The organism is Prochlorococcus marinus CUG1416, assembly GCF_017695965.1.
Lineage (GTDB): Bacteria > Cyanobacteriota > Cyanobacteriia > PCC-6307 > Cyanobiaceae > Prochlorococcus_A.
Genome location: NZ_JAAORM010000002.1, coordinates 452,930 through 473,473 on the forward strand (window position 1 = coordinate 452,930; position 20,544 = coordinate 473,473).

Here is a 20,544-nt window from a genome sequence, read left to right on the forward strand (position 1 = left end):
TAACTCTTTTTTCAGATGTGACTAGTAGCTGGAATAATAATAAATTAATTAAGGATTGGATAAGACCTCTTCAGAAGTCTCTAACTATTGAAACGGAAAATAAATTTATCAATATTTTAGGACGAAATAAATATTTTAATGATTATTTGCATGAATCATTGACAAGATTAGATAATCTAAATTTATCAGACGAATATTTGAGGATATTTAATGAATTTTCCAAAAAATATAATGAATACAATAACTTAGATATTAATCAAAGAAAAAGGTTAATTATAGATACAAGAAAAACTCTTTATAAACTTGGTAAAACTTTAGAAATAGAAAGTTCTAATAATATTTCTAAGGCAGTTATTTTGAATAAAACTGAATCAAGTTTGTCTCTTGATTCAGATATTTCATTAATAAAAAATGTTGGCAAATTTTATAAAAATAAGCTTAATGAATTAGGTGTTTTTAATATAAAAGATTTAATTAATTATTTCCCACGAACATATTTAGACTATACGAATAGAGTAAAGATAATTAATTTAAAACCAGATAATTTATATACCTGCATCGCCAATATTAAAAGATTTTATATTTATAAGAGTAAAAAGAATAGTAATTTATCAATAATGAGCTTAGTAGTTTCTGATGAAACATCTTCAATAAAGGTCACAAAATTTCTTTTAGGAAGGAGATTTAGATCTTATTCCTTCTTCGCCTCTCAAAAATCTTTATATACGCCTGGAACTAAATTAGCAATTTCCGGTAAGGTTAAGTTGACAGATTATGGCAAAACTTTTGTAGATCCGCAGATTGAAATTCTTAAGGACAATAACGATAATTTTAATTTCTCAGGAAAAATTTTACCCTTGTATTCATTAGCTGAAGCGTTATCAAATATGCGTTTTATAAAAATCATAAAAAAGGTACTAATTCATGCAAAGCAATATCCAGAAATTTTAAACCAAAAACAACTTGATTCATTATCCTTATTATCTAAAGGAGAGTCTTTGATTAATATTCATTTACCACCAACTCAACAGGCACTTATTGAGTCAAAAAAACGTTTGGTTTTTGATGAGTTATTCCTACTTCAAATAAAGTTCTTACTTAGAAAAAGAAAGAAGAATAAAAATTTAATTGCTAAAAAATTGCCTCAAAAGAAATCTTTACTAAAAGAATTTTTAAGTACTTTCCCATTTGACTTAACAAAATCTCAAGTCAATGTTTTAAATGAAATTAAGAAAGATTTATCTAATAATTTACCAATGTCGAGATTGCTTCAGGGCGATGTGGGAAGCGGTAAAACTATAATTGCAATTGCATCTATTTTAATAGTTATAGAAAAAAACCTACAAGGTGCTTTTATGGTCCCTACTGAAGTTTTAGCAGAACAACATTATAATAATTTATTGAAATATTTGAACCCACTTTTAGTCTCGGTTGAACTTCTTACCGGGAATACTCCTCAAAAAAAGAGAAAAGAAATTCTCTCGAATTTAAACAATGGACTAGTTGATATCCTCGTCGGTACTCATGCATTATTTGAAGATAAAGTCATCTTTAATTCATTAGGGATTGTAGTAATTGATGAACAACATAGGTTTGGTGTTACTCAAAGAAATAGATTAATTAATAAAGGTGATAATACTCACTTGTTATCAATGACAGCAACACCAATTCCAAGAACACTTGCGCTCTCTATTTATGGTGATTTAGATGTTAGTCAAATTACAGAACTTCCTCCTGGGAGAGTTCCTATAACTACAAAAATAATTTCAGAAGATTATTTAACTAATTTGTTCAAGATTGTTGAAGATGAGATCACTAAGGGAAGGCAAGCTTATGTTATTTTGCCACTTATAGAGGATTCAGAAAAAATGAATTTAAGTTCTGCAAAGAAAACATTTAAGCATTTATCAGAAGAGGTCTTTTTTAAGAAAAAAGTTGGATTATTACATGGCAAATTGAATTCACAAGAAAAGAACGAAGTGATAAATTCTTTTTTAAAAAACGAAATTAATATATTGGTTTCAACTACTGTAATTGAAGTTGGAATTGATGTGCCTAATGCCACAATTATGATTATTTATAATTCGGAAAGATTTGGATTGTCTCAGCTTCATCAATTAAGGGGAAGAGTTGGCAGGGGATCAACTAAATCTTTTTGTTATCTCGTAACCTCTGATAAAAATGGATTAGAAAACAAGCGACTAAGTGTTATGCAAAAATCTAATGATGGCTTTTATATTGCCGAAAAAGACTTGGAGCTAAGAGGTCCAGGCCAGATTTTAGGATATAGACAATCTGGACTGCCTGATTTTGTACTAGACAATTTACCAAACAATAAAATTCTAATTGAGAAGGCTCGTGAAGAGGCTATTAAGGTTGTTAGTAATGATCCTGATTTAAAAGAAAATATAGCTTTAAGGAATATACTAATTGATAATTCTGATAATAAATTCATTCATGATTTCTTGAATTGAATACTATCATTGTCATTGCATATATATATGCCAGTATAAATAAATTGCATATTTCAATTGAAAATTTGGAATAAAATACCAATTAAAGAGAATGGAGATAAATTAATAGCTATACCTAGCTACTTAAACTTTTTAGATCCGCACCCTTACTCTCATTTAGGAGCTCCTTACAAAGACAAAAATTCTCTTTGGAAATTAAGAGAGGAGGTTGTAAATAGATTAGAAAAAGTAAATGATTATTTGATTTCAAAGAATAGTTTTTACCTTTTAATTTATGACAGTTGGCGACCTCTAGAAGTCCAAGAATTTATGTTTAAAAGAGCATTTTTATTAGAGTGTGAAAAATTGGATATTGATGCTTCTGTAAAAAATATGAAATCTTATCCATCTATTTTAAAAAAAGTTGAAAAATTTTGGGCATATCCTTCTTATGACTCTAGATGTCCTCCACCTCATTCAACTGGAGGAGCATTGGATGTTTGTTTATGTTATAAGGACGGAAATCTTGTTGAGATGGGAAGCAAAGTTGATCAAATGGATAAGACTTCAAATCCTTATTTTTATGAAAATATAAAGAATGAAGAAGGAATTATTTGGAATAGTAGAAGAAATTTATTAAGGGAAATTATGACTAAATTTGGATTTGCTCAACATCCTAATGAATGGTGGCATTTTAGTTATGGTGATCAATTATGGGCTTGGAAAAATAAAAAAGCAAATGCCATTTATGGGGAAATTTAAATTCTATTGAATTTCATTTAGTAAATTCAAAATAGAACTTTCATCTTGCGTATTTATAAAATCTCCAAAATCCAAATCGGAACTACTTTTCCAATGATCAAATAATGGTTGTAGAGTTTTTTCTAAATCATTTAATTCCATTCTTTGTAGGAATGGTTTTGCCAGCCTCTGTAGATTTTTACTTCCTCCCAACCATAATTGGTATTTGTTTTGCCCACTTCCTACAAGTGCTAATTCTGCCATGTAAGGCCTAGTACATCCATTTGGACAGCCTGTCATTCTAAATAATATTGTCTTTTCTATTTTTAGATCTAATAGTAATTTTTCAATCCTTTTAAGTACATCAGGTAAAATTCTTTCTGCCTCAGTCATCGCAAGACCACAAAGTGGTAAAGCTGGACATGCTAAGGCATGTCTTTGTATTTCATTAATGTCTTCTAAATTGTCGTATCCAATTTTTGAAAGTGCTTTTTTAATTTCACTTTTGTTTTTATTAGCGATGTTGCAAAGTAAGATATCTTGATTAGGCGTAAGTCTTAAATCAAGATTATATTTTTTTACGATACTAGTAATAATATTCTTCTTCTCACCGGATAATCTACCTGATAATAAAGGTAACCCTACAAAAAAAGAGCTCTTATTTTGTTTATGCCAACCTAGATAATCAATAAGAATTTGATTCGGTTCTTTTCTGATTTTTTTAATTTCTTTTTTGAAATACTTTTCTAAAAGTAACTTTTTGAACCATTTAATACCTTTTCTATGAAGAAGGTATTTCATTCTTGAATTTTTTCTTGATTTTCTATCACCATAATCTCTTTGAATTGCCACAATACTCTGAATTAATTCATAAATATCTTGTTCGTCAACATATCCAAGCGGATCTGCAATTCTGGCAAAAGTTTCATCATTATTATGTGTCCGTCCCATGCCACCTCCAACATAGAAGTTGCATCCCTCTAGGTTCCCCTCTTCTGAAGTAAAGGCAACTATTCCAATGTCATTAGTAAGAAGATCAACAGAATTATCTCCAGGAACTGTAACCGCACATTTGAATTTTCTTGGTAAATAAGTTGAACCATATAGAGGCTCATCTTTTATCCCACTAAAAACATTATCTTTAAATTGAAGTCTCCTAATATCTTCAATATCTTTGTCGGGTTTAATGGTGTATTCTAAATCCCCATCAGCCCAAAGCTCTAAAAAAGTACCTTGCCCAGCTAAAGGGGTGAGAAGATCTGCAACTTTTTTAGCCAATGCTCTTGCAATGTTGTAATCCGGCGAATCAAATGGAGCCGCTGGGGCCATTACATTTCTATTTATGTCTCCACATGCAGCTAATGTTGAGCCCATTGAATTTACAATTGTTTGAATCACTTCCTTTAGATTCTCCTTTCTTATTCCATGCATTTGAAAGGCTTGTCTTGTAGTTGCCCTTAGTGATCCATTACCTAGTTTGTTAGATAATTCATCTAATGCTAAAAATAATTTCCCAGGGATTTCCCCACCTGGACTTCTTAACCTAAGCATCATTTGCCAATCCTTACTTTTACCAGGCTTCCTATGCTCCCTGTTATCTTGTTGATAACTACCATGGAATTTCAATAACTGAACCGCATCATTAGTAAAATGATCGCTCTCATTAAATAATTCCGTAGCAAGTGGTTCCTTAAGGAATTGGCTACTTTTTTTGAAATTTTCAAATTTAGAAACTTCTAGTCCATTTGCTAAACAAACAGTTTCTTCTTTGGTAGAATCTTTTTTCTTTTTTACTTTCTCAACCTTGATCAAAGGACCAAAACATATCTCTTTTTATACATTAGCGGAAAGCTTATTTAACTGGTAGTAAATTATAGTAATAGAAATCATATTTTTTCTTGTCTAAATATTTACTTGAAATAGGAACCGAAGAGTTGCCCGCAAATTTTTCTCATTCTGTTCTAGAGCAATTTAAATCTCTAATAGAATTTGAATTGGATAAAAAGTTAATCAAATTCAATAATATTGTTGTTACCTCTACACCAAGGAGGATAGTTCTACTTCTTGAAGGTTTAGTAGATTATGCCGAAGATAAGACGATAATAAGAAAAGGACCTAAAGCAAGTTCAGCTTTTTTAAATGGATCTCCCACTAATGCTGCTTTAGGATTCGCTAATAGTTTAGGTATAGATGTAGTTGAGTTAGAAGTAAAAAATACAGAAAAGGGTGACTTTGTTTTTGGAAAGAAAATTGAGAAGGGACAGTCAACAAGAATTTCTTTGTCTTCAATTATTCCTAAAGTAGTGAAGAGTCTTCAAGGCCCTCGTTTTATGAAATGGGGGGCTGGGGACATAAAATTCTCAAGACCTATTAGGTGGATTACCTCTATTTATAATGATGATATTCTTGACTTCGCATTTGATGGATGTGATCCAAATATTCAAATAAGTAACAAATCAAAAAGTCATAGACTAATCAATGAAGACTTTGAAGTTAAGAATCCTGATAAATTTTTTGAATTATTGAAACAAAATAGAGTATTAGTTAATCGACATGAAAGAAAAGAAAGAATTGAAAGTCTAATAAATGAGGCTTCTAATTTACTAAATCTGAAACCTGACCTTTCTAAAGGATTGCTTAATGAACTAACTGATTTAGTTGAATGGCCAGATTTAATTATTGGTAAATTTAGTGAAGAATTCCTTGATCTTCCTGTTGAAGTTCTTTCAACAGTTATGAAAAGTCATCAGAGATATGTGCCTCTATTATTAAAAAATAATACTTTTTCAAAACTAGACTTAAGCTCTGAAAAAAATATTAGTACAAATTTTTTCGTTATTTCAAATGGTCTTGAAGAATCAAATAATAATATTACCAGAGGTAATGAGAAAGTATTGAGGGCAAGGTTTTCAGATGCAAAGTTTTTTGTAGAAAGTGATAAAAAAGTTGCTTCAATTGAAAGAAATGAAAAACTTAAATCTGTCTCTTATTTGAAAGGACTGGGGAATATTTTTCAGAGAGTAGAGAGAATAGAGGAAGTTACTAAAAAAATCCTTATATTTTTAAATGATAAGTCTTTAGAAGATAAAAAAATAATAGAAGCTGCTAGATACTGTAAAAACGACTTATGTAGCGAAATTGTTTTCGAATTCCCAGAATTGCAAGGAATAATGGGTGGTAAATATCTGAAAGACGAGGGATTTAGTGATGATATTTGTTTGGCTGTGGCTGAACATTATTTACCTTCTTTTTATAAAGATGCTTTGCCCTCTTCAAAATATGGTGCAATAGTTTCTATCGCAGATAAGATTGAAACTTTAATAAGTATATTTATTTCCGGCAAGCGTCCAAGTGGATCATCTGATCCTTATGCTTTGAGAAGAAATTTAAATGGAGTTATAAAAATAATTTGGGATTATGAACTTGACTTACCTTTAGATGATTTATTTAACGAACTTATTGATTTTTGGAAAATCGCATTCCCGAATTTGAACTTCTCAAAGGAGAAGGTTTTTAATGATTTAAATGAATTTTTAGTTCAAAGAATCGTTAGTCATCTTGAAGAAATATCACTAAGTAAAGAATTAATAAAGGCCGTTTGCTCTTCTGATGAACTTTATCAAAAAAGAATATTGAATATTGTTGATCTAAAAAATAGGCTTAAATCTATTGTTGATTTTAAGGAGAAAGAAACTTTTTTTGAAATTCAAAAGGTAATTACTAGGGTAAGCAAATTAGCTAAGAGTAGTAATCTTTCAACAAACATTTTCTCAACAAGAGATTATGTAAACACAAAACTCTTTGAAAAAGAATGTGAATTGAAAGTTTTTGAATTTATTAGAGAATTAGAAAAACTTTTTTCAAAAGGTTATTGCAATTATTTGAAACTTCTTAAGTTGTTCGAGATTAATATAAATACTATTGAGGATTTGTTTGATAATGAAAAAGGTGTTCTGGTAATGTCAGAAGATATAAAAATAAGAAATAATAGACTTAACTTATTAAGCCTAATTAGAAATTATTCTCTAAAGATCGCTGACTTTACACTTTTGAACTCTTAACTTTAATACCACCCTTAATTGAATAATTTTTAAGCATTTTTTCAACTTCTTTCTCTTCTCTCACAGCACTATTAACGGGTTTGTATTTTAGTGGTGCCAATGCTTTTCCTCTTAAAATAGATCCAAGAGTAAGCATTGTAAGTTTTATTTGCTGTATGGGCTTCATTGCAACAACTTTTTTATATAAATAACTATCAAAAGTCAGCCTTTGAACGTCCATGTCATCACACATTTCTACAAAAGCTTCTCTTGCTGAGTCATTCCTGTAAAAAATATTTTGAAGAATTTCTAGGACCTTATATGTCGTTCCATATTTTTTATCCCATTTTTTTAAATAATTTTTTAAATCATTTTCTGATGGTATAGTTTCTCCACTCTTTGACGATTCAACAATTTCTTCTGCACACATTCTCCCACTTTTTGCAGCAAAATATATTCCCTCTCCAGAACTCTTAGTAACATAGCCAGCGGCATCACCTACTAAAGCCATCCTACCAACAACTCTTCGAGGTCTTGGATGTTCAGGAATAGGATGTGCTTCCACCTTGATCACCTCACCATTTACAAGTCTTTTTTTTGCTCTATTTCTCACACCTTCTTGTAGTCCTTTGATTAATAATTGATTCTTTTGCATTGTCCCTGTTCCAACAGCAACATGATCATACTTAGGGAACACCCAACCATAAAAGTCGGGAGATACATCAGTTCCTACATACATCTCAGCAAGGTCTTCATAGTAACTCATTTCTTCTTTGGGTAATTTAATTCTTTCCTGAAAGGCAATGGCTACTTTGTAATCTCCTGCATCCATGGCTTTAGCAACTCTGCTATTAGCTCCATCAGCGCCAATTAAGAGATCCACTGTAAGTTCTTTAAGCTCTCCTTTCTTATCTCCAGAAGAATAGTCAGAATATGTAAGTTTATATGGTCCTTGGTTATTAGCTCCAGTGTCAATTGAGGTAACTAATCCATTAATTAATGTAGTCCCAAGATCAGCAGCCCTATTTCTCATAAAAGCATCCATGACTTCTCTTCTGCACATTCCTATATATTCATTATCACTTTTCCCATAAACCTTATCTAAACTTATGTCTACTTCTCTATTTGATGGTGATATCATTCTCATGTGCCTTACTTTCCTATCAATGATTGATTCTGGAAGGTCAAATTCTTCTACCATGCATAGTGGGATTGCTCCCCCGCAAGGTTTTGCATTGTCTAATTTCCTCTCGAAGAGCCAAGTTTTTATTCCAGCTTTAGCAAGTATTTCTGCAGCACATGAACCACTTGGACCTCCTCCAATAACCGCTACCCTCAACATACGAAAAAAAATAATACTGTATTTAAAAGCTACATCTTTTTTGCTTATAAAAGTGCATTTCTTAAAATAATAGTTAATATCGAAATATGTTTTTCAAATTCATCTATATCTATTGGAACAAAACAAAGAAATAAATCAATTTGATATACAGCTAGCCAAAAGAACCCATTTAAATAATTCAAACTCAATATTATTAAAAAAATTTTTAATATTTGCTCCATTTCTTTTACTTCTTTTTTCTTCAGTTGCATTGAGATTTATTAGAAATATAGAAATAGACCCTATAGTTAATCTAAATTCCAAGTTTGAGAGGAATCACGGCCATAGAATTTTGGGCCATCTACCATATAACGAAATTCCTAAAGAGAAACTAGTTTTAATTGAGCCTAATATTGAAGTACACATTGATATGCGTGATTCTCTATTAAATATGAGAGAAGAAGCAAAAAAGGATGGTATATATTTAGTCTTCTTGAGTGGTTATAGATCAATAAATTTGCAAAACAATATCTTTTATTCTTTAAAATCTATTAGAAATCAAGAAGCTGCAGAAAGAGCTAGAGTTTCAGCACCTCCAGGATATTCTGAACATAGTACTGGTTTCGCAATTGATATTGGTGATGCGACTCAAAGAGGAACTGACTTTGAGAGCGAATTTGAGAATACTGATGCTTTTAGATGGTTAAAAAAGAATGCAGCTAAGTTTCACTTTAAGTTATCTTTTAACAAAAATAATAAATATATAGATTATGAACCCTGGCATTGGCGATATGAGGGCTCAATTGAAGCTTTAAAAGTTTTTGAAACTTCAAACAGAGAATTATAAATCTAATTTTATTAATTAAATTATTCAATATGATTATATTTTTCAAAGTCTTAAAGTGAAAATTGTCATAATAAGCATTCTTTGAGTTAGCCTTAATAAAGTCAATCTAAAATTTATATAAATTTCATAAATGTCATCTTCGATAAAAGAAATTAGAAATGTTGCAATTATCGCCCATGTAGATCATGGGAAGACAACTCTTGTGGATGCATTGTTATCTCAATCAGGAATATTTAGAGACAATGAAGTTATTCCTACATGTGTAATGGATTCAAATGATCTTGAAAGAGAAAGAGGAATAACAATACTCTCAAAAAATACTGCAGTTAACTATAAAGATACCAGAATTAATATTATAGATACACCTGGACATGCTGATTTTGGAGGAGAAGTCGAGAGGGTTTTAGGAATGGTTGATGGTTGTTTGCTTATTGTTGATGCAAATGAGGGGCCAATGCCACAAACAAGATTTGTTTTGAAAAAAGCATTAGAAAAAGGACTTAGGCCTATAGTTTTTGTAAATAAAATTGATAGGCCAAGAGTAGTTCCAGAAATAGCAGTTGATAAGGTCCTTGATTTGTTTTTAGAATTAGGAGCTGACGATGATCAATGTGATTTCCCTTATCTTTTTGGGAGCGGCCTATCTGGTTTCGCAAAAGAAGAGATGGAATCCAATAGTGACAATATGATGCCTCTTTTTGAAGCTATTATTAGACATGTTCCACCTCCAGTAGGTGACTCGAATAAGCCTCTTCAGCTACAAATAACTACCTTGGATTATTCTGATTTCTTAGGCAGAATTGTGATTGGAAAAATTCATAATGGAACTATAAAAAATGGACAACAAGCCAGTTTAATTAAAGAAAATGGAAAAACTATTAAAGGTAAGGTTAGTAAACTATTAGGATTCGAAGGATTACAAAGAATTGATATAAATGAAGCATTCGCAGGGGATATTGTTGCTGTTTCTGGCTTCGATGACGTCAATATTGGTGAGACCATAGCATGTCCAGATTCTCCTCATCCTCTTCCATTAATCAAGGTTGATGAACCCACCTTAAATATGACTTTTGTTGTCAATGATTCCCCATTTGCTGGAAAAGAAGGGAAGTTTGTTACTAGTAGACAATTGAAAAATAGATTAGAGAGGGAACTTTTAACAAATGTCGCCCTAAGGGTCGAAGAAACTGATTCTCCTGATAGGTTTTCAGTTTCAGGAAGAGGAGAATTACATTTAGGGATTTTGATTGAAACTATGAGAAGAGAGGGTTTTGAGTTTCAAATTTCGCAACCTCAAGTAATTTTTAGAGAAATTGATAATGTTGAATGTGAGCCTATAGAGACTTTGGTTTTAGATGTCCCTGAAGTATCTGTTGGCCCATGTATAGAGAAACTTGGATCGAGAAAGGCAGAGATGAAAAATATGCAGACAAGTTCAGATGGGAGAACTCAATTAGAATTTCTTGTGCCATCAAGAGGATTAATTGGATTCCGTGGTGAATTTGTTCGAATAACGAGGGGTGAAGGTATTATGAGTCACTCTTTTTATGAATATAAACCTAAAACAGGAGATTTTGAAACCAGGAGAAATGGAGTTCTTATTGCTTTTGAGGAAGGTGTGGCTACATTTTATGCCTTAAAGAATGCTGAAGATAGGGGAGTTTATTTTATTAAACCTGGAGTTAAAGTTTATAAGGGAATGATTATTGGAGAGAATAATCGACCACAAGATCTTGAGTTGAATATATGTAAAACTAAGCAGTTGACTAATATGAGGTCTGCAGGGGCAGAAGAACTTGATACTTTGCAGTCACCTGTTGATATTACCCTTGAAAGAGCACTCGAATATATTGGCCCAGATGAAATGCTAGAGGTGACACCTGATTCAATAAGAATGAGAAAAATAAATAAGAAGAAGAAATAATAATAATTAATTTCATGGATGAAGAAAGTACAATAGATTTTAAAGATTCACTTTTTATTGCTTTAAATCTTTTTAATAATCATGAATGGTATGAGGCTCATGATGCTTTTGAAGAAATTTGGAATTTTGTTGATGGTGACGAAAGACAAGTCATACAGGGGATTTTACAAGTAGCCGTCTCACAGTTTCACCTAAGTAAGGGTAATTTAAATGGAGCTACTATTTTGCTTGGAGAAGGTTTAGGTAGAATAAAAACTAGAACCAATATTAATTTAGGTATTGATCTTGAATCCTTCTGCAGATGTTTGGAAGATTTATTAAGGAAATTACAATATAAGGAAATTTTAAACGATAATGACAAGCCTTATTTGAAAACTCTTTGATGAATATGAGTATATCTTTCAATCTAATTAAAAGTTTGTTTTTTATTTCATTTTTCTTTCAAGAAAATAAAATAACTAATCGTTCTAAATGAAGATGAATTTAACAATTCAAAAGGTATCACTTTCAATTAAGGGAAGGTTAATAGTAAATGATGTATCCATAACTGTAAATCCAGGAGAAGTTGTAGGTTTGATGGGACCGAACGGTGCAGGGAAAACTACCACTTTTAATCTTGCGGTTGGGAATATAAAACCTGATAAAGGTGAGGTTTTAATGAATGGTGAGAATATAACTAATCTTTCACTACCAATTAGATCAAGACTTGGTTTGGGTTATTTAACTCAGGAGTCGAGTATATTTAGAGATCTCACTGTTAAAGAGAATATAGATTTAGCTTTGCAGAATTCAACTTCTAGTCGAGCGGTAATTAGAAATAGAAGAGAACAACTAATTAATGAATTTAATTTGAATAATTTTGTAGACAATTATGGTTATCAACTTTCAGGAGGAGAGAGAAGGAGATGTGAGATAGCGAGAGCTTTAACAGTAGGTAGAAAAGGGCCTAAATATTTATTATTAGACGAACCTTTCGCTGGTATCGATCCTCTAGCGGTTACTGATTTAAAGAAACTAATTCTTAAATTAAGTAGTGACGGGGTAGGGATTCTTATTACAGACCATAATGTGAGGGAAACCCTTTTAATTACCAACAAGTCATATGTATTAAGTGAAGGACAAATTTTAGCTTACGGATCATCAAGTGAATTAGCAGATAATCCAATAGTGAAGAAGTATTATCTTGGAGATAATTTCAAACTTTGAAATCCTTTTGCAAATTAAATTAAAACTTAATTATTAAAGATTTACTCATATAAGAATGATTTAAATTATTATTTGGTTGATATTGACTATTAAAACTGAATTAATTTATAGAAATGATACTAGATAATCTTTTTAAAAATTTAATATATGACCCTGTTTCGGTATTAGGCATTTTAGTTTTTTATATATTATTAGTTAATTTACCAATATCTTTAGTTGCATTTTTCAAAAAAGAGTCTTCTTCTATTGTAAGACTACTTACCATTCTGGTTAATTTATTCATAACATTACAATTACTTTTTAGGTGGTCAATTTCTGGACACTTTCCTATTAGCAATTTGTATGAATCTCTTTATTTCCTTACTTGGGGGATCTCAATGGGACAACTTTTGATTGAGAGGGAATATCAATCTCCAATAATCCCATCAATAGCAATACCTATTGAGTTGCTGACTGTGGCTTTTGCTTGTTTTGTTTTGCCTGACGATTTGAAATTATCATCCAACTTGGTACCAGCTTTAAGATCTAGTTGGTTAGTAATGCATGTTAGTGTCGTCATGCTTAGTTATGCAGCACTAATAATAGGTTCTTTACTTTCAGCTTCTGTTTTGTTTGTTAATAAAAATAAACCGCTTCAAATTAGAAGTAGTTCTACAGGTATAGGAGGGTTCAAAATGTCTAAAAACTATTCTTTAAATGATTTAGTTAATCCTATTGAATTTTCTCATTCAGAAGAATTAGATACATTAAGTTATCGTTCTATATTAATTGGTTTTGTTCTTTTGACTCTCGGTTTGATTTCAGGAGCAGTTTGGGCTAATGAGGCATGGGGTACTTGGTGGAGTTGGGATCCAAAAGAAACATGGGCATTTATATCATGGTTGTTTTATGCCGCTTATCTGCATATGAGAATAAGTAAAGGTTGGCAAGGTAGAAGACCAGCTTTATTGGCTTCAACCGGTTTCCTGGTGGTTTTAGTATGTTATTTAGGAGTTAATTTTTTAGGAATAGGTTTACATAGTTATGGCTGGATTTTTGGATGATTAGATAGTATTCCAGATTATTTATTGAGGTTCTGAAAGCACCTTTCCATCTTGTGCTTCTTTCGCAACTTTTCTCAAGTCATCACACCCCTCTTTTAAAGTTTGATAGGCAAACATCCCGCTGCCTGCAATAAAACAATTAGCACCGGCATCGGCACATTGTGAAATAGTCCAATTTGCTTTTATGCCCCCATCAACTTCAATGTCGACATTTAAGCTTTTTTCGATAATATAGTTTCTTATCTTTCTGATTTTATTAAGCATTGTCGGTATGTAAGCTTGTCCACCAAAGCCTGGATTAACTGTCATAACCAAAACATGATCAACCATATCCATAATGTTTTCAATCATCTCAAATGGAGTATGAGGATTTAATGCAACGGAAGGAGATCCTCCTAGGTCTCTTATTCTTCCAAGAATTCTATGTAGATGAATATTTGCTTCGGCATGAGCTATTACTACTCCTGGTTCACCATTAGCTCCTTTTGTAGCGTTTACGTAAGATTCAAGCATGGTTTCACAATTATATTGGCTCACCATTAATTGAGTTTCGAAAGGGACATTGCAATATTTCCTGCATGCAGTAATCATCTCAGGACCAAAAGTAAGATTTGGTACGAAATTTCCATCCATTACATCAAATTGAATTCTATCTACTCCAGCATCCTCTAGCTCTTTAACACATGCCCCCATATTTGCCCAATCTGCTGGTAAAACAGAAGGAATTATTTGAATTGGTCTATTAACACCAGCTAAATTTGTTTGATTTGACTCAGTCATTTAATTTTTAAAAATATTTAATAAAGATACTATATTTAGTTGTTTATTCCTAATTTCAAGTCACGGCCTGATAAAGTAACAGCTGTAAAGAGTTAAAAAAGCTTATTAGCGTAATAATTCTCATAAAAAATAAATTTTTTATGAGATTATACTTAAAACCTTTTAGAAAATCCTTAAAAAATTTTAATTGTGAATCAAACTTTAATTCAAGAAATTCTCGAAGTTGTTGAGCAAGCAGCAATTGCTTCAGCAAAACTTACAGGACTTGGTCAAAAAGATGAAGCTGATGCTGCGGCTGTCGAAGCAATGAGATTGCGAATGGGCAAAATAGAAATGAAAGGGAAAATTGTTATTGGAGAAGGCGAAAGAGATGAAGCACCTATGCTTTATATCGGTGAAGAGGTAGGAAGTGGAAGTGGACCAGGAGTTGACTTTGCAGTAGATCCTTGTGAAGGAACTAATCTATGTGCAAATAATCAAAGAGGATCTATGGCGGTTTTAGCTGCTTCTGATACCGGCGGGCTTTTTAATGCGCCTGATTTTTATATGAACAAATTAGCTGCTCCTCCTGCAGCGAAAGGGAAAGTAGATATTAGAAATTCGGCTACTGAAAACTTGAAGATACTTAGTGATTGTCTAGGTCTTTCTATTGATGAACTTACTGTCGTTGTTATGGATAGAACTAGGCATAAGGATTTAATTAAAGAGATTCGTGGGTGTGGTGCAAAAGTACAACCAATTTCTGATGGTGATGTTCAAGCTGCTATTGCATGTGGTTTTGCCGGAACTGGGACACATTGCTTGATGGGTATAGGAGCAGCTCCAGAAGGTGTAATTTCAGCAGCAGCAATGAGAGCTTTAGGAGGACACTTTCAGGGACAATTAGTATATGATCCAGCAATTGCACAAACATCTGAATGGGCTGATTACACAAAAGAAGGAAATATTAAACGTCTTAATGAAATGGGAATAACAGATATAGATAAAATATATGAGGCTAATGAACTTGCATCAGGAGAAAACGTTGTGTTCGCTGGTAGTGGAATAACTGATGGATTATTATTTGACGGAGTTAAATTTGAAAGGGATTGTGTTAGAACAAGTAGCCTTGTTATTAGTACATTGGATAGTACTGCTCGATTTACAAATACTGTCCATATAAAAGATGGTGCAAAAAGTATCAGCCTTTAAAAATTTACATTTGATTTTATGCATATTGTTGTCGTCGGACTAAGTCATCGCACGGCACCTGTCGAAGTGCGTGAGAAGTTAAGTATTCCTGACCAATCCATAACAGAATCATTGAAAGCCTTAAAGGCTTTCAATGATGTATTAGAGGTGTCAATTTTAAGTACTTGTAATAGGCTAGAAATATATGCGCTTGTAAAAGATAAAAATACTGGAATTTCATCAATTAAAGAATTTATTGTAAATTATTCTGGAATTATTTTTGAGGATTTAAATCCGCATCTTTTTTGCTTTAGACAAGAAGATGCAGTGTTGCATTTAATGAAAGTTTCGGCAGGACTCGATAGTCTCGTTTTAGGTGAAGGACAAATCCTTTCGCAGGTAAAAAAAATGATGAGATTAGGTCAAGAGAATCAATCTACTGGACCTATTCTTAATAGATTGTTAACTCAATCAGTTAGTACAGGTAAAAAAGTTAGATCAGAAACAAATTTAGGAACTGGAGCTGTATCAATAAGTTCAGCAGCTGTAGAACTTGCTCAATTAAAAATTGGACAAGAAAAAGGGTTTGATACTCTTGTAAGTTTGTCATCAGAAAAGGTTCTTGTAGTTGGCGCTGGACGAATGAGTAGGCTTTTAATTACTCATTTAAAATCAAAAGGATGTCACAAACTTATTCTTGTTAATAGAAATATTGATAGAGCATTAAATCTTGCGGGAGACTTCCCTGACTTGGAAATTGTTTGTAGAGGTTTAAACGAATTAGATGAAAATATATCAATATCTTCTCTTGTTTTTACAAGTACAGCAACTGAAGAACCAATAATTAATCTCGCTAAAATTGAAAAATTAAATTTGAATAATAAACTTAAATTTATTGATATTGGGGTACCGAGAAATATTTCCAATGATGTTAAACAACATCAATTTGTAAAATCATTTGATGTAGATGACTTACAAGAGGTCGTGTCAAGAAATCAAGAATTTAGACAGAAAATTGCAAAGGAAGCAGAATCTTTAGTAGAAGAAGAAAGAATTATTTTTCTAGAATGGTGGGCAAGTTTAGAGGCGGTTCCAGTAATTAATAAACTTAGATCAGATTTAGAGTTAATTAGAAAAGAGGAATTGCAAAAAGCACTTAGTAGAATGGGACCAGATTTTTCTGCTCGAGAAAGAAAAGTTGTGGAAGCTCTTACCAAAGGAATTATTAATAAAATTCTTCATACGCCTGTTACTAAGTTGAGAAGTCCTCAATCAAGAGAAGAAAGACAAGCTTCTTTAAAAATTGTTGAAAAATTGTTTTCTTTGGTAGAAGAGGATAAAAATTCTTAAATTTTCTGAATTTATATTAAGTTTTTCAAGTAATTTATCGAAATACCTTTGTAAACTGACCATTCCTATTTCTAAATCTACCCATAATCAGTTACTTTAAATAGTTGTATCTACCTCCATTAGATTGAATGAAGCGTGTGTTGGCAATCATCCTCGGAGGAGGAAAAGGTTCTAGACTTTACCCCTTAACAAAAATGAGGGCGAAACCTGCTGTTCCACTGGCAGGCAAGTATCGTTTAATTGATATCCCAATTAGTAATTGTATTAATTCAGGTATTGAAAAAATGTACGTATTGACTCAATTCAATAGTGCATCTCTAAATAGACATATAGGTAGAACCTATAATTTAAATGGCCCTTTTGGACAAGGATTTGTAGAGGTTTTAGCTGCTCAACAAACGCCTGATAGTCCAAAGTGGTTTGAAGGTACTGCTGATGCTGTAAGAAAATACCAATGGTTATTTCAAGAATGGGATGTTGATGAATATTTAATATTGTCAGGTGATCAACTTTATAGAATGGACTACAGCTTATTTGTTCAACATCATAGAGATAATGGTTCAGATTTAACTGTTGCAGCTTTACCTGTTGATGAAGCTCAAGCAGAAGGTTTTGGCCTCATGAGAACAGATGATTTAGGAAATATAAAAGAATTCAGTGAAAAGCCCACTGGAGACAAGTTGAAGGCAATGGCTGTTGATACTTCAAAATTTGGATTAACTAAGGAATCAGCAGCAAAAAAAACGTATCTTGCCTCTATGGGCATTTACGTTTTTAGTAGAAATACTCTTTTTGATCTTCTAAATAAATTTCCTAGTTATACAGATTTTGGTAAGGATATTATTCCTGAAGCTCTTAAAAGGGGTGATAATCTAAAAAGTTATGTTTTTGATGATTATTGGGAAGATATCGGAACCATCGGAGCATTCTTTGAGTCAAATTTAGCATTAACAGAGCAACCAAAACCTCCATTTAGTTTTTATGATGAAAAATTTCCAATCTATACAAGACCAAGATTTCTACCCCCTTCTAAACTTGTAGATGCTCAAATTACTGATTCAATAGTTTGCGAAGGAACAATTTTGAAGTCATGCAGTATTTTGCATTGTGTTTTAGGTGTAAGAAGCAGGATTGAAAGTGATTCTGTCCTTGAGGACACTTTAGTAATGGGCGCCGATTTCTTTGAATCGCCCGAAGAAAGAATTGAATTAAGAAAAGGAGGTGGAACACCTCTTGGAGTAGGCGAGGGAACTACTGTAAAAAGAGCGATTCTTGATAAGAATACAAGGATAGGTGATAATGTCGTGATTATTAATAAAGATCGAGTGGAAGAAGCTGATAAGCCAGAATTAGGTTTCTATATTAGAAATGGAATTGTTGTAGTAGTTAAAAATGCAACTATTGCAAACGGAACAGTAATTTAATTCTTTTCGATCATTTTTCGCTGACATAAGTATTTTTTTTGAGCAATTTTCTTGAGTTGTAGGCAAACTATATTTATTGAGTTTTTTATTTTTTATGTCCAAGGCACATTTTGGTTTAATAGGTCTTGGTGTTATGGGGGAAAATTTAGTTCTTAATGCAGAAAGAAATGGATTTTCTAGTGTGGTTTTTAATAGAACTTACTCAAAAACTGAGGAATTTTTAGAGGGTAGAGGCTTAGGGAAGAATATAGAGGGTGCTAAAACTCTTCAAGAATTTGTTAATAAACTTGAGAGACCTAGGCGAATTCTTATGATGGTAAAAGCTGGACCTGCAACTGATGCTGTTATAGATAATATTTCTGGATATCTTGAAGAAGGTGATTTATTAATTGATGGTGGTAACTCCCAATTTAAAGATACAGAAAGAAGGGTAAATACTCTTGAAAGTAAAAGTTTTGGATATATAGGAATGGGAGTTTCCGGGGGTGCTAAAGGTGCTCTTGAAGGGCCAAGTATGATGCCTGGCGGTACTAAAACCTCTTACGATGCGATAGAAAGCTTACTTACTAAAATGGCTGCCAAAGTTGAAGATGGACCTTGTGTAGCATATGTTGGGCCAGGAGGCTCGGGACATTTTGTAAAGACTGTGCATAACGGAATCGAATATGGAATAGAGCAAATACTCGCAGAAGCTTATGACCTTATGAAGAGAGTCAAAGGTATGGATGGTCAGCAGATGTCAGAGGTTTTTGGTATTTGGAATAATACTGATGAATTAGCTTCTTATCTTGTTGAGATAACAGAGATTTGTCTGAATACAAAAGATGAAATAACTGGAGATGATGTTGTGGAGAAAATATTGGATAAAGCTGGCCAGAAAGGTACTGGGTTATGGACTGTTGTAAGCGCTTTAGAACTTGGGGTTTCAGTTCCAACTATTTATGCTTCTTTAAATGCCAGAGTAATGAGTTCTTTAAAAGATCAACGTATTGAAATTGAAAAAACTATTCCATCCAAAGATATAGAGGATTTCGATTTAGGAGATATTTCAGATGGAATGAAACCTTTATTTGATGCTGTCGTCCTTGCCACTATAGCTAGCTATGCTCAAGGGATGGATATATTAAGAGAAGCATCGTCTGTATATAATTATGATCTTAATATGCCATCAATCGCTCAAATATGGAAAGGAGGTTGCATAATTAGATCAAAATTATTAAGTAGAATTCAAGACGCTTATAAAAAGGACCCTAACCTTAAAAATTTAATTTTTGATGATTGGTTCAATAATGAAATCGCAACAAGATTAGATAACTTAGCCAATGTTGTTTCTTTATCTACAAAAGCTGGAATACCAGTTCCCTGCCTATCTAGTACTTTAGATTACTTGAATAGTTATAGAACAAATAGACTTCCTCAGAATCTTGTTCAGGCAATGAGAGATTGTTTTGGATCACATACCTACGAAAGAATTGATAAAGAAGGTAGTTTTCATACTGAATGGATGAAATGATTGAAAAGGTTAAAAATGGATATACCCTAAACATTTATAAAGACAAGTTAGAACTATCATCAGCAGTTTTTAAGTTTATTGAAAGTCAAATTATTCATACATTAAAAAAGAATGATAGATTCAAATTCTGTGTAAGTGGAGGTTCAACTCCTAAGTCTGTATATCAGCTTCTTTCAAATAGTGATCTTAGATGGGATATGGTTGATGTTTTTTTAGGAGATGAAAGATGTGTTGATCCAAATTCAGAATTAAGTAATTCCCTAATGTTGAAAAATTCATTGTTAACTAATTTTGGATCTAAAGCTTTTTTTTATGAAATCTTTAGCGACTTAAAAGCTGATGATGAAACTATAAAAAATCTTTTTATTTCTAAACTATTTGAAAAATGCGGATCAAAACATCCATCTTTTGATTTAACTTTATTAGGTCTTGGAGATGATGGTCATACAGCTTCACTATTCCCTTATCAGCAAAATAATAATGTGGATGATTTTGTTATTTTTAATGAAGGTAAAGGATTAAAAAGAATTTCATTGACTCCAAAAGTCCTTTCGGCCTCATCAAAGATAGTATTTTTGGTTAGTGGTGCCTCTAAAAAACTAGCTCTTGAGAGGTTATTAGATGAAAAAGAACCTCCCGATAGAACACCATCAAAATTAATTAAATCTAGAAATCAAATTTCAATATTTTGTGATAGAGAATCAGCAAAAGAATTATAAATTTAGTTAAAGT

General features: G+C 32.1%; 16 protein-coding genes. 13 read left to right on the forward strand and 3 right to left on the reverse strand.

Annotation, left to right across the window (positions count from 1 at the left end; all coding sequences use genetic code 11):
- The first annotated feature begins 17 nt into the window (after positions 1–17).
- Positions 18–2,474, forward strand: coding sequence for an ATP-dependent DNA helicase RecG (gene recG, locus HA146_RS03890; RefSeq protein WP_209108245.1), 2,457 nt, complete (start codon positions 18–20; stop codon positions 2,472–2,474).
- 57 nt (positions 2,475–2,531) lie between these two features.
- Entirely contained in the window at positions 2,532–3,215 is a 684-nt protein-coding gene (locus HA146_RS03895; protein ID WP_209108246.1) for a M15 family metallopeptidase, read from the forward strand.
- Positions 3,216–3,218: 3 nt separating this feature from the next.
- Here HA146_RS03895 and HA146_RS03900 read toward each other — a convergent pair whose 3' ends face one another.
- The gene (locus HA146_RS03900; protein ID WP_209108247.1) at positions 3,219–5,006 is read right to left on the reverse strand and encodes an NADPH-dependent assimilatory sulfite reductase hemoprotein subunit; all 1,788 of its coding nucleotides are present in this window, start codon (positions 5,004–5,006) and stop codon (positions 3,219–3,221) included.
- Between the two features lie 86 nt (positions 5,007–5,092).
- On the opposite strand from HA146_RS03900, the gene glyS reads away from it, so the two are divergent.
- A complete protein-coding gene (gene glyS / locus HA146_RS03905; protein ID WP_209108248.1) occupies positions 5,093–7,255 on the forward strand; it encodes a glycine--tRNA ligase subunit beta in 2,163 nt (720 codons plus the stop codon).
- Here glyS and chlP read toward each other — a convergent pair.
- A complete protein-coding gene (gene chlP, locus HA146_RS03910; protein WP_209108249.1) occupies positions 7,236–8,576 on the reverse strand; it encodes a geranylgeranyl reductase in 1,341 nt (446 codons plus the stop codon). The genes glyS and chlP overlap by 20 nt on opposite strands.
- Positions 8,577–8,688: 112 nt before the next feature.
- Here chlP and HA146_RS03915 point away from each other — a divergent pair, with 112 nt between their 5' ends.
- The 5 genes from HA146_RS03915 to ccsB all read left to right on the forward strand — a co-directional run bounded on the left by HA146_RS03915 (position 8,689) and on the right by ccsB (position 13,575).
- Positions 8,689–9,402, forward strand: coding sequence for a M15 family metallopeptidase (locus HA146_RS03915; RefSeq protein ID WP_209108250.1), 714 nt, complete (start codon positions 8,689–8,691; stop codon positions 9,400–9,402).
- Positions 9,403–9,532: 130 nt separating this feature from the next.
- Positions 9,533–11,326, forward strand: coding sequence for a translational GTPase TypA (gene typA / locus HA146_RS03920; protein WP_209108251.1), 1,794 nt, complete (start codon positions 9,533–9,535; stop codon positions 11,324–11,326).
- A gap of 14 nt (positions 11,327–11,340) precedes the next feature.
- Positions 11,341–11,709, forward strand: a complete 369-nt coding sequence (locus HA146_RS03925; RefSeq protein ID WP_209108252.1) for a DUF309 domain-containing protein — start codon at positions 11,341–11,343, stop codon at positions 11,707–11,709.
- 94 nt (positions 11,710–11,803) lie between these two features.
- On the forward strand, positions 11,804–12,532 hold the full coding sequence (gene lptB, locus HA146_RS03930) for an LPS export ABC transporter ATP-binding protein (protein WP_209108253.1): 729 nt from the start codon (positions 11,804–11,806) through the stop codon (positions 12,530–12,532).
- Between the two features lie 113 nt (positions 12,533–12,645).
- Positions 12,646–13,575, forward strand: a complete 930-nt coding sequence (gene ccsB / locus HA146_RS03935; RefSeq protein WP_209108254.1) for a c-type cytochrome biogenesis protein CcsB — start codon at positions 12,646–12,648, stop codon at positions 13,573–13,575.
- A 21-nt stretch (positions 13,576–13,596) separates the two neighbouring features.
- On the opposite strand, the gene rpe is transcribed toward ccsB, so the two are convergent.
- Positions 13,597–14,355: a ribulose-phosphate 3-epimerase gene (gene rpe, locus HA146_RS03940; protein ID WP_209108255.1), complete on the reverse strand. Its 759-nt coding sequence runs from the start codon at positions 14,353–14,355 to the stop codon at positions 13,597–13,599.
- Positions 14,356–14,544: 189 nt separating this feature from the next.
- Here rpe and glpX point away from each other — a divergent pair, with 189 nt between their 5' ends.
- From glpX to pgl, 5 genes are all read left to right on the forward strand, one after another.
- Positions 14,545–15,546: a class II fructose-bisphosphatase gene (glpX, locus tag HA146_RS03945; protein WP_025890675.1), complete on the forward strand. Its 1,002-nt coding sequence runs from the start codon at positions 14,545–14,547 to the stop codon at positions 15,544–15,546.
- Between the two features lie 18 nt (positions 15,547–15,564).
- Positions 15,565–16,875: a glutamyl-tRNA reductase gene (locus tag HA146_RS03950; protein WP_209108256.1), complete on the forward strand. Its 1,311-nt coding sequence runs from the start codon at positions 15,565–15,567 to the stop codon at positions 16,873–16,875.
- Between the two features lie 128 nt (positions 16,876–17,003).
- A complete protein-coding gene (locus tag HA146_RS03955; protein WP_209108257.1) occupies positions 17,004–18,299 on the forward strand; it encodes a glucose-1-phosphate adenylyltransferase in 1,296 nt (431 codons plus the stop codon).
- A gap of 94 nt (positions 18,300–18,393) precedes the next feature.
- Complete coding sequence (gndA, locus tag HA146_RS03960) at positions 18,394–19,812, forward strand: NADP-dependent phosphogluconate dehydrogenase (RefSeq protein WP_209108258.1); 1,419 nt, start codon at positions 18,394–18,396, stop codon at positions 19,810–19,812.
- Positions 19,800–20,531: a 6-phosphogluconolactonase gene (gene pgl / locus HA146_RS03965; protein WP_209108259.1), complete on the forward strand. Its 732-nt coding sequence runs from the start codon at positions 19,800–19,802 to the stop codon at positions 20,529–20,531. The genes gndA and pgl overlap by 13 nt, the downstream gene beginning before the upstream one ends.
- The last annotated feature ends 13 nt before the right edge of the window (positions 20,532–20,544 follow it).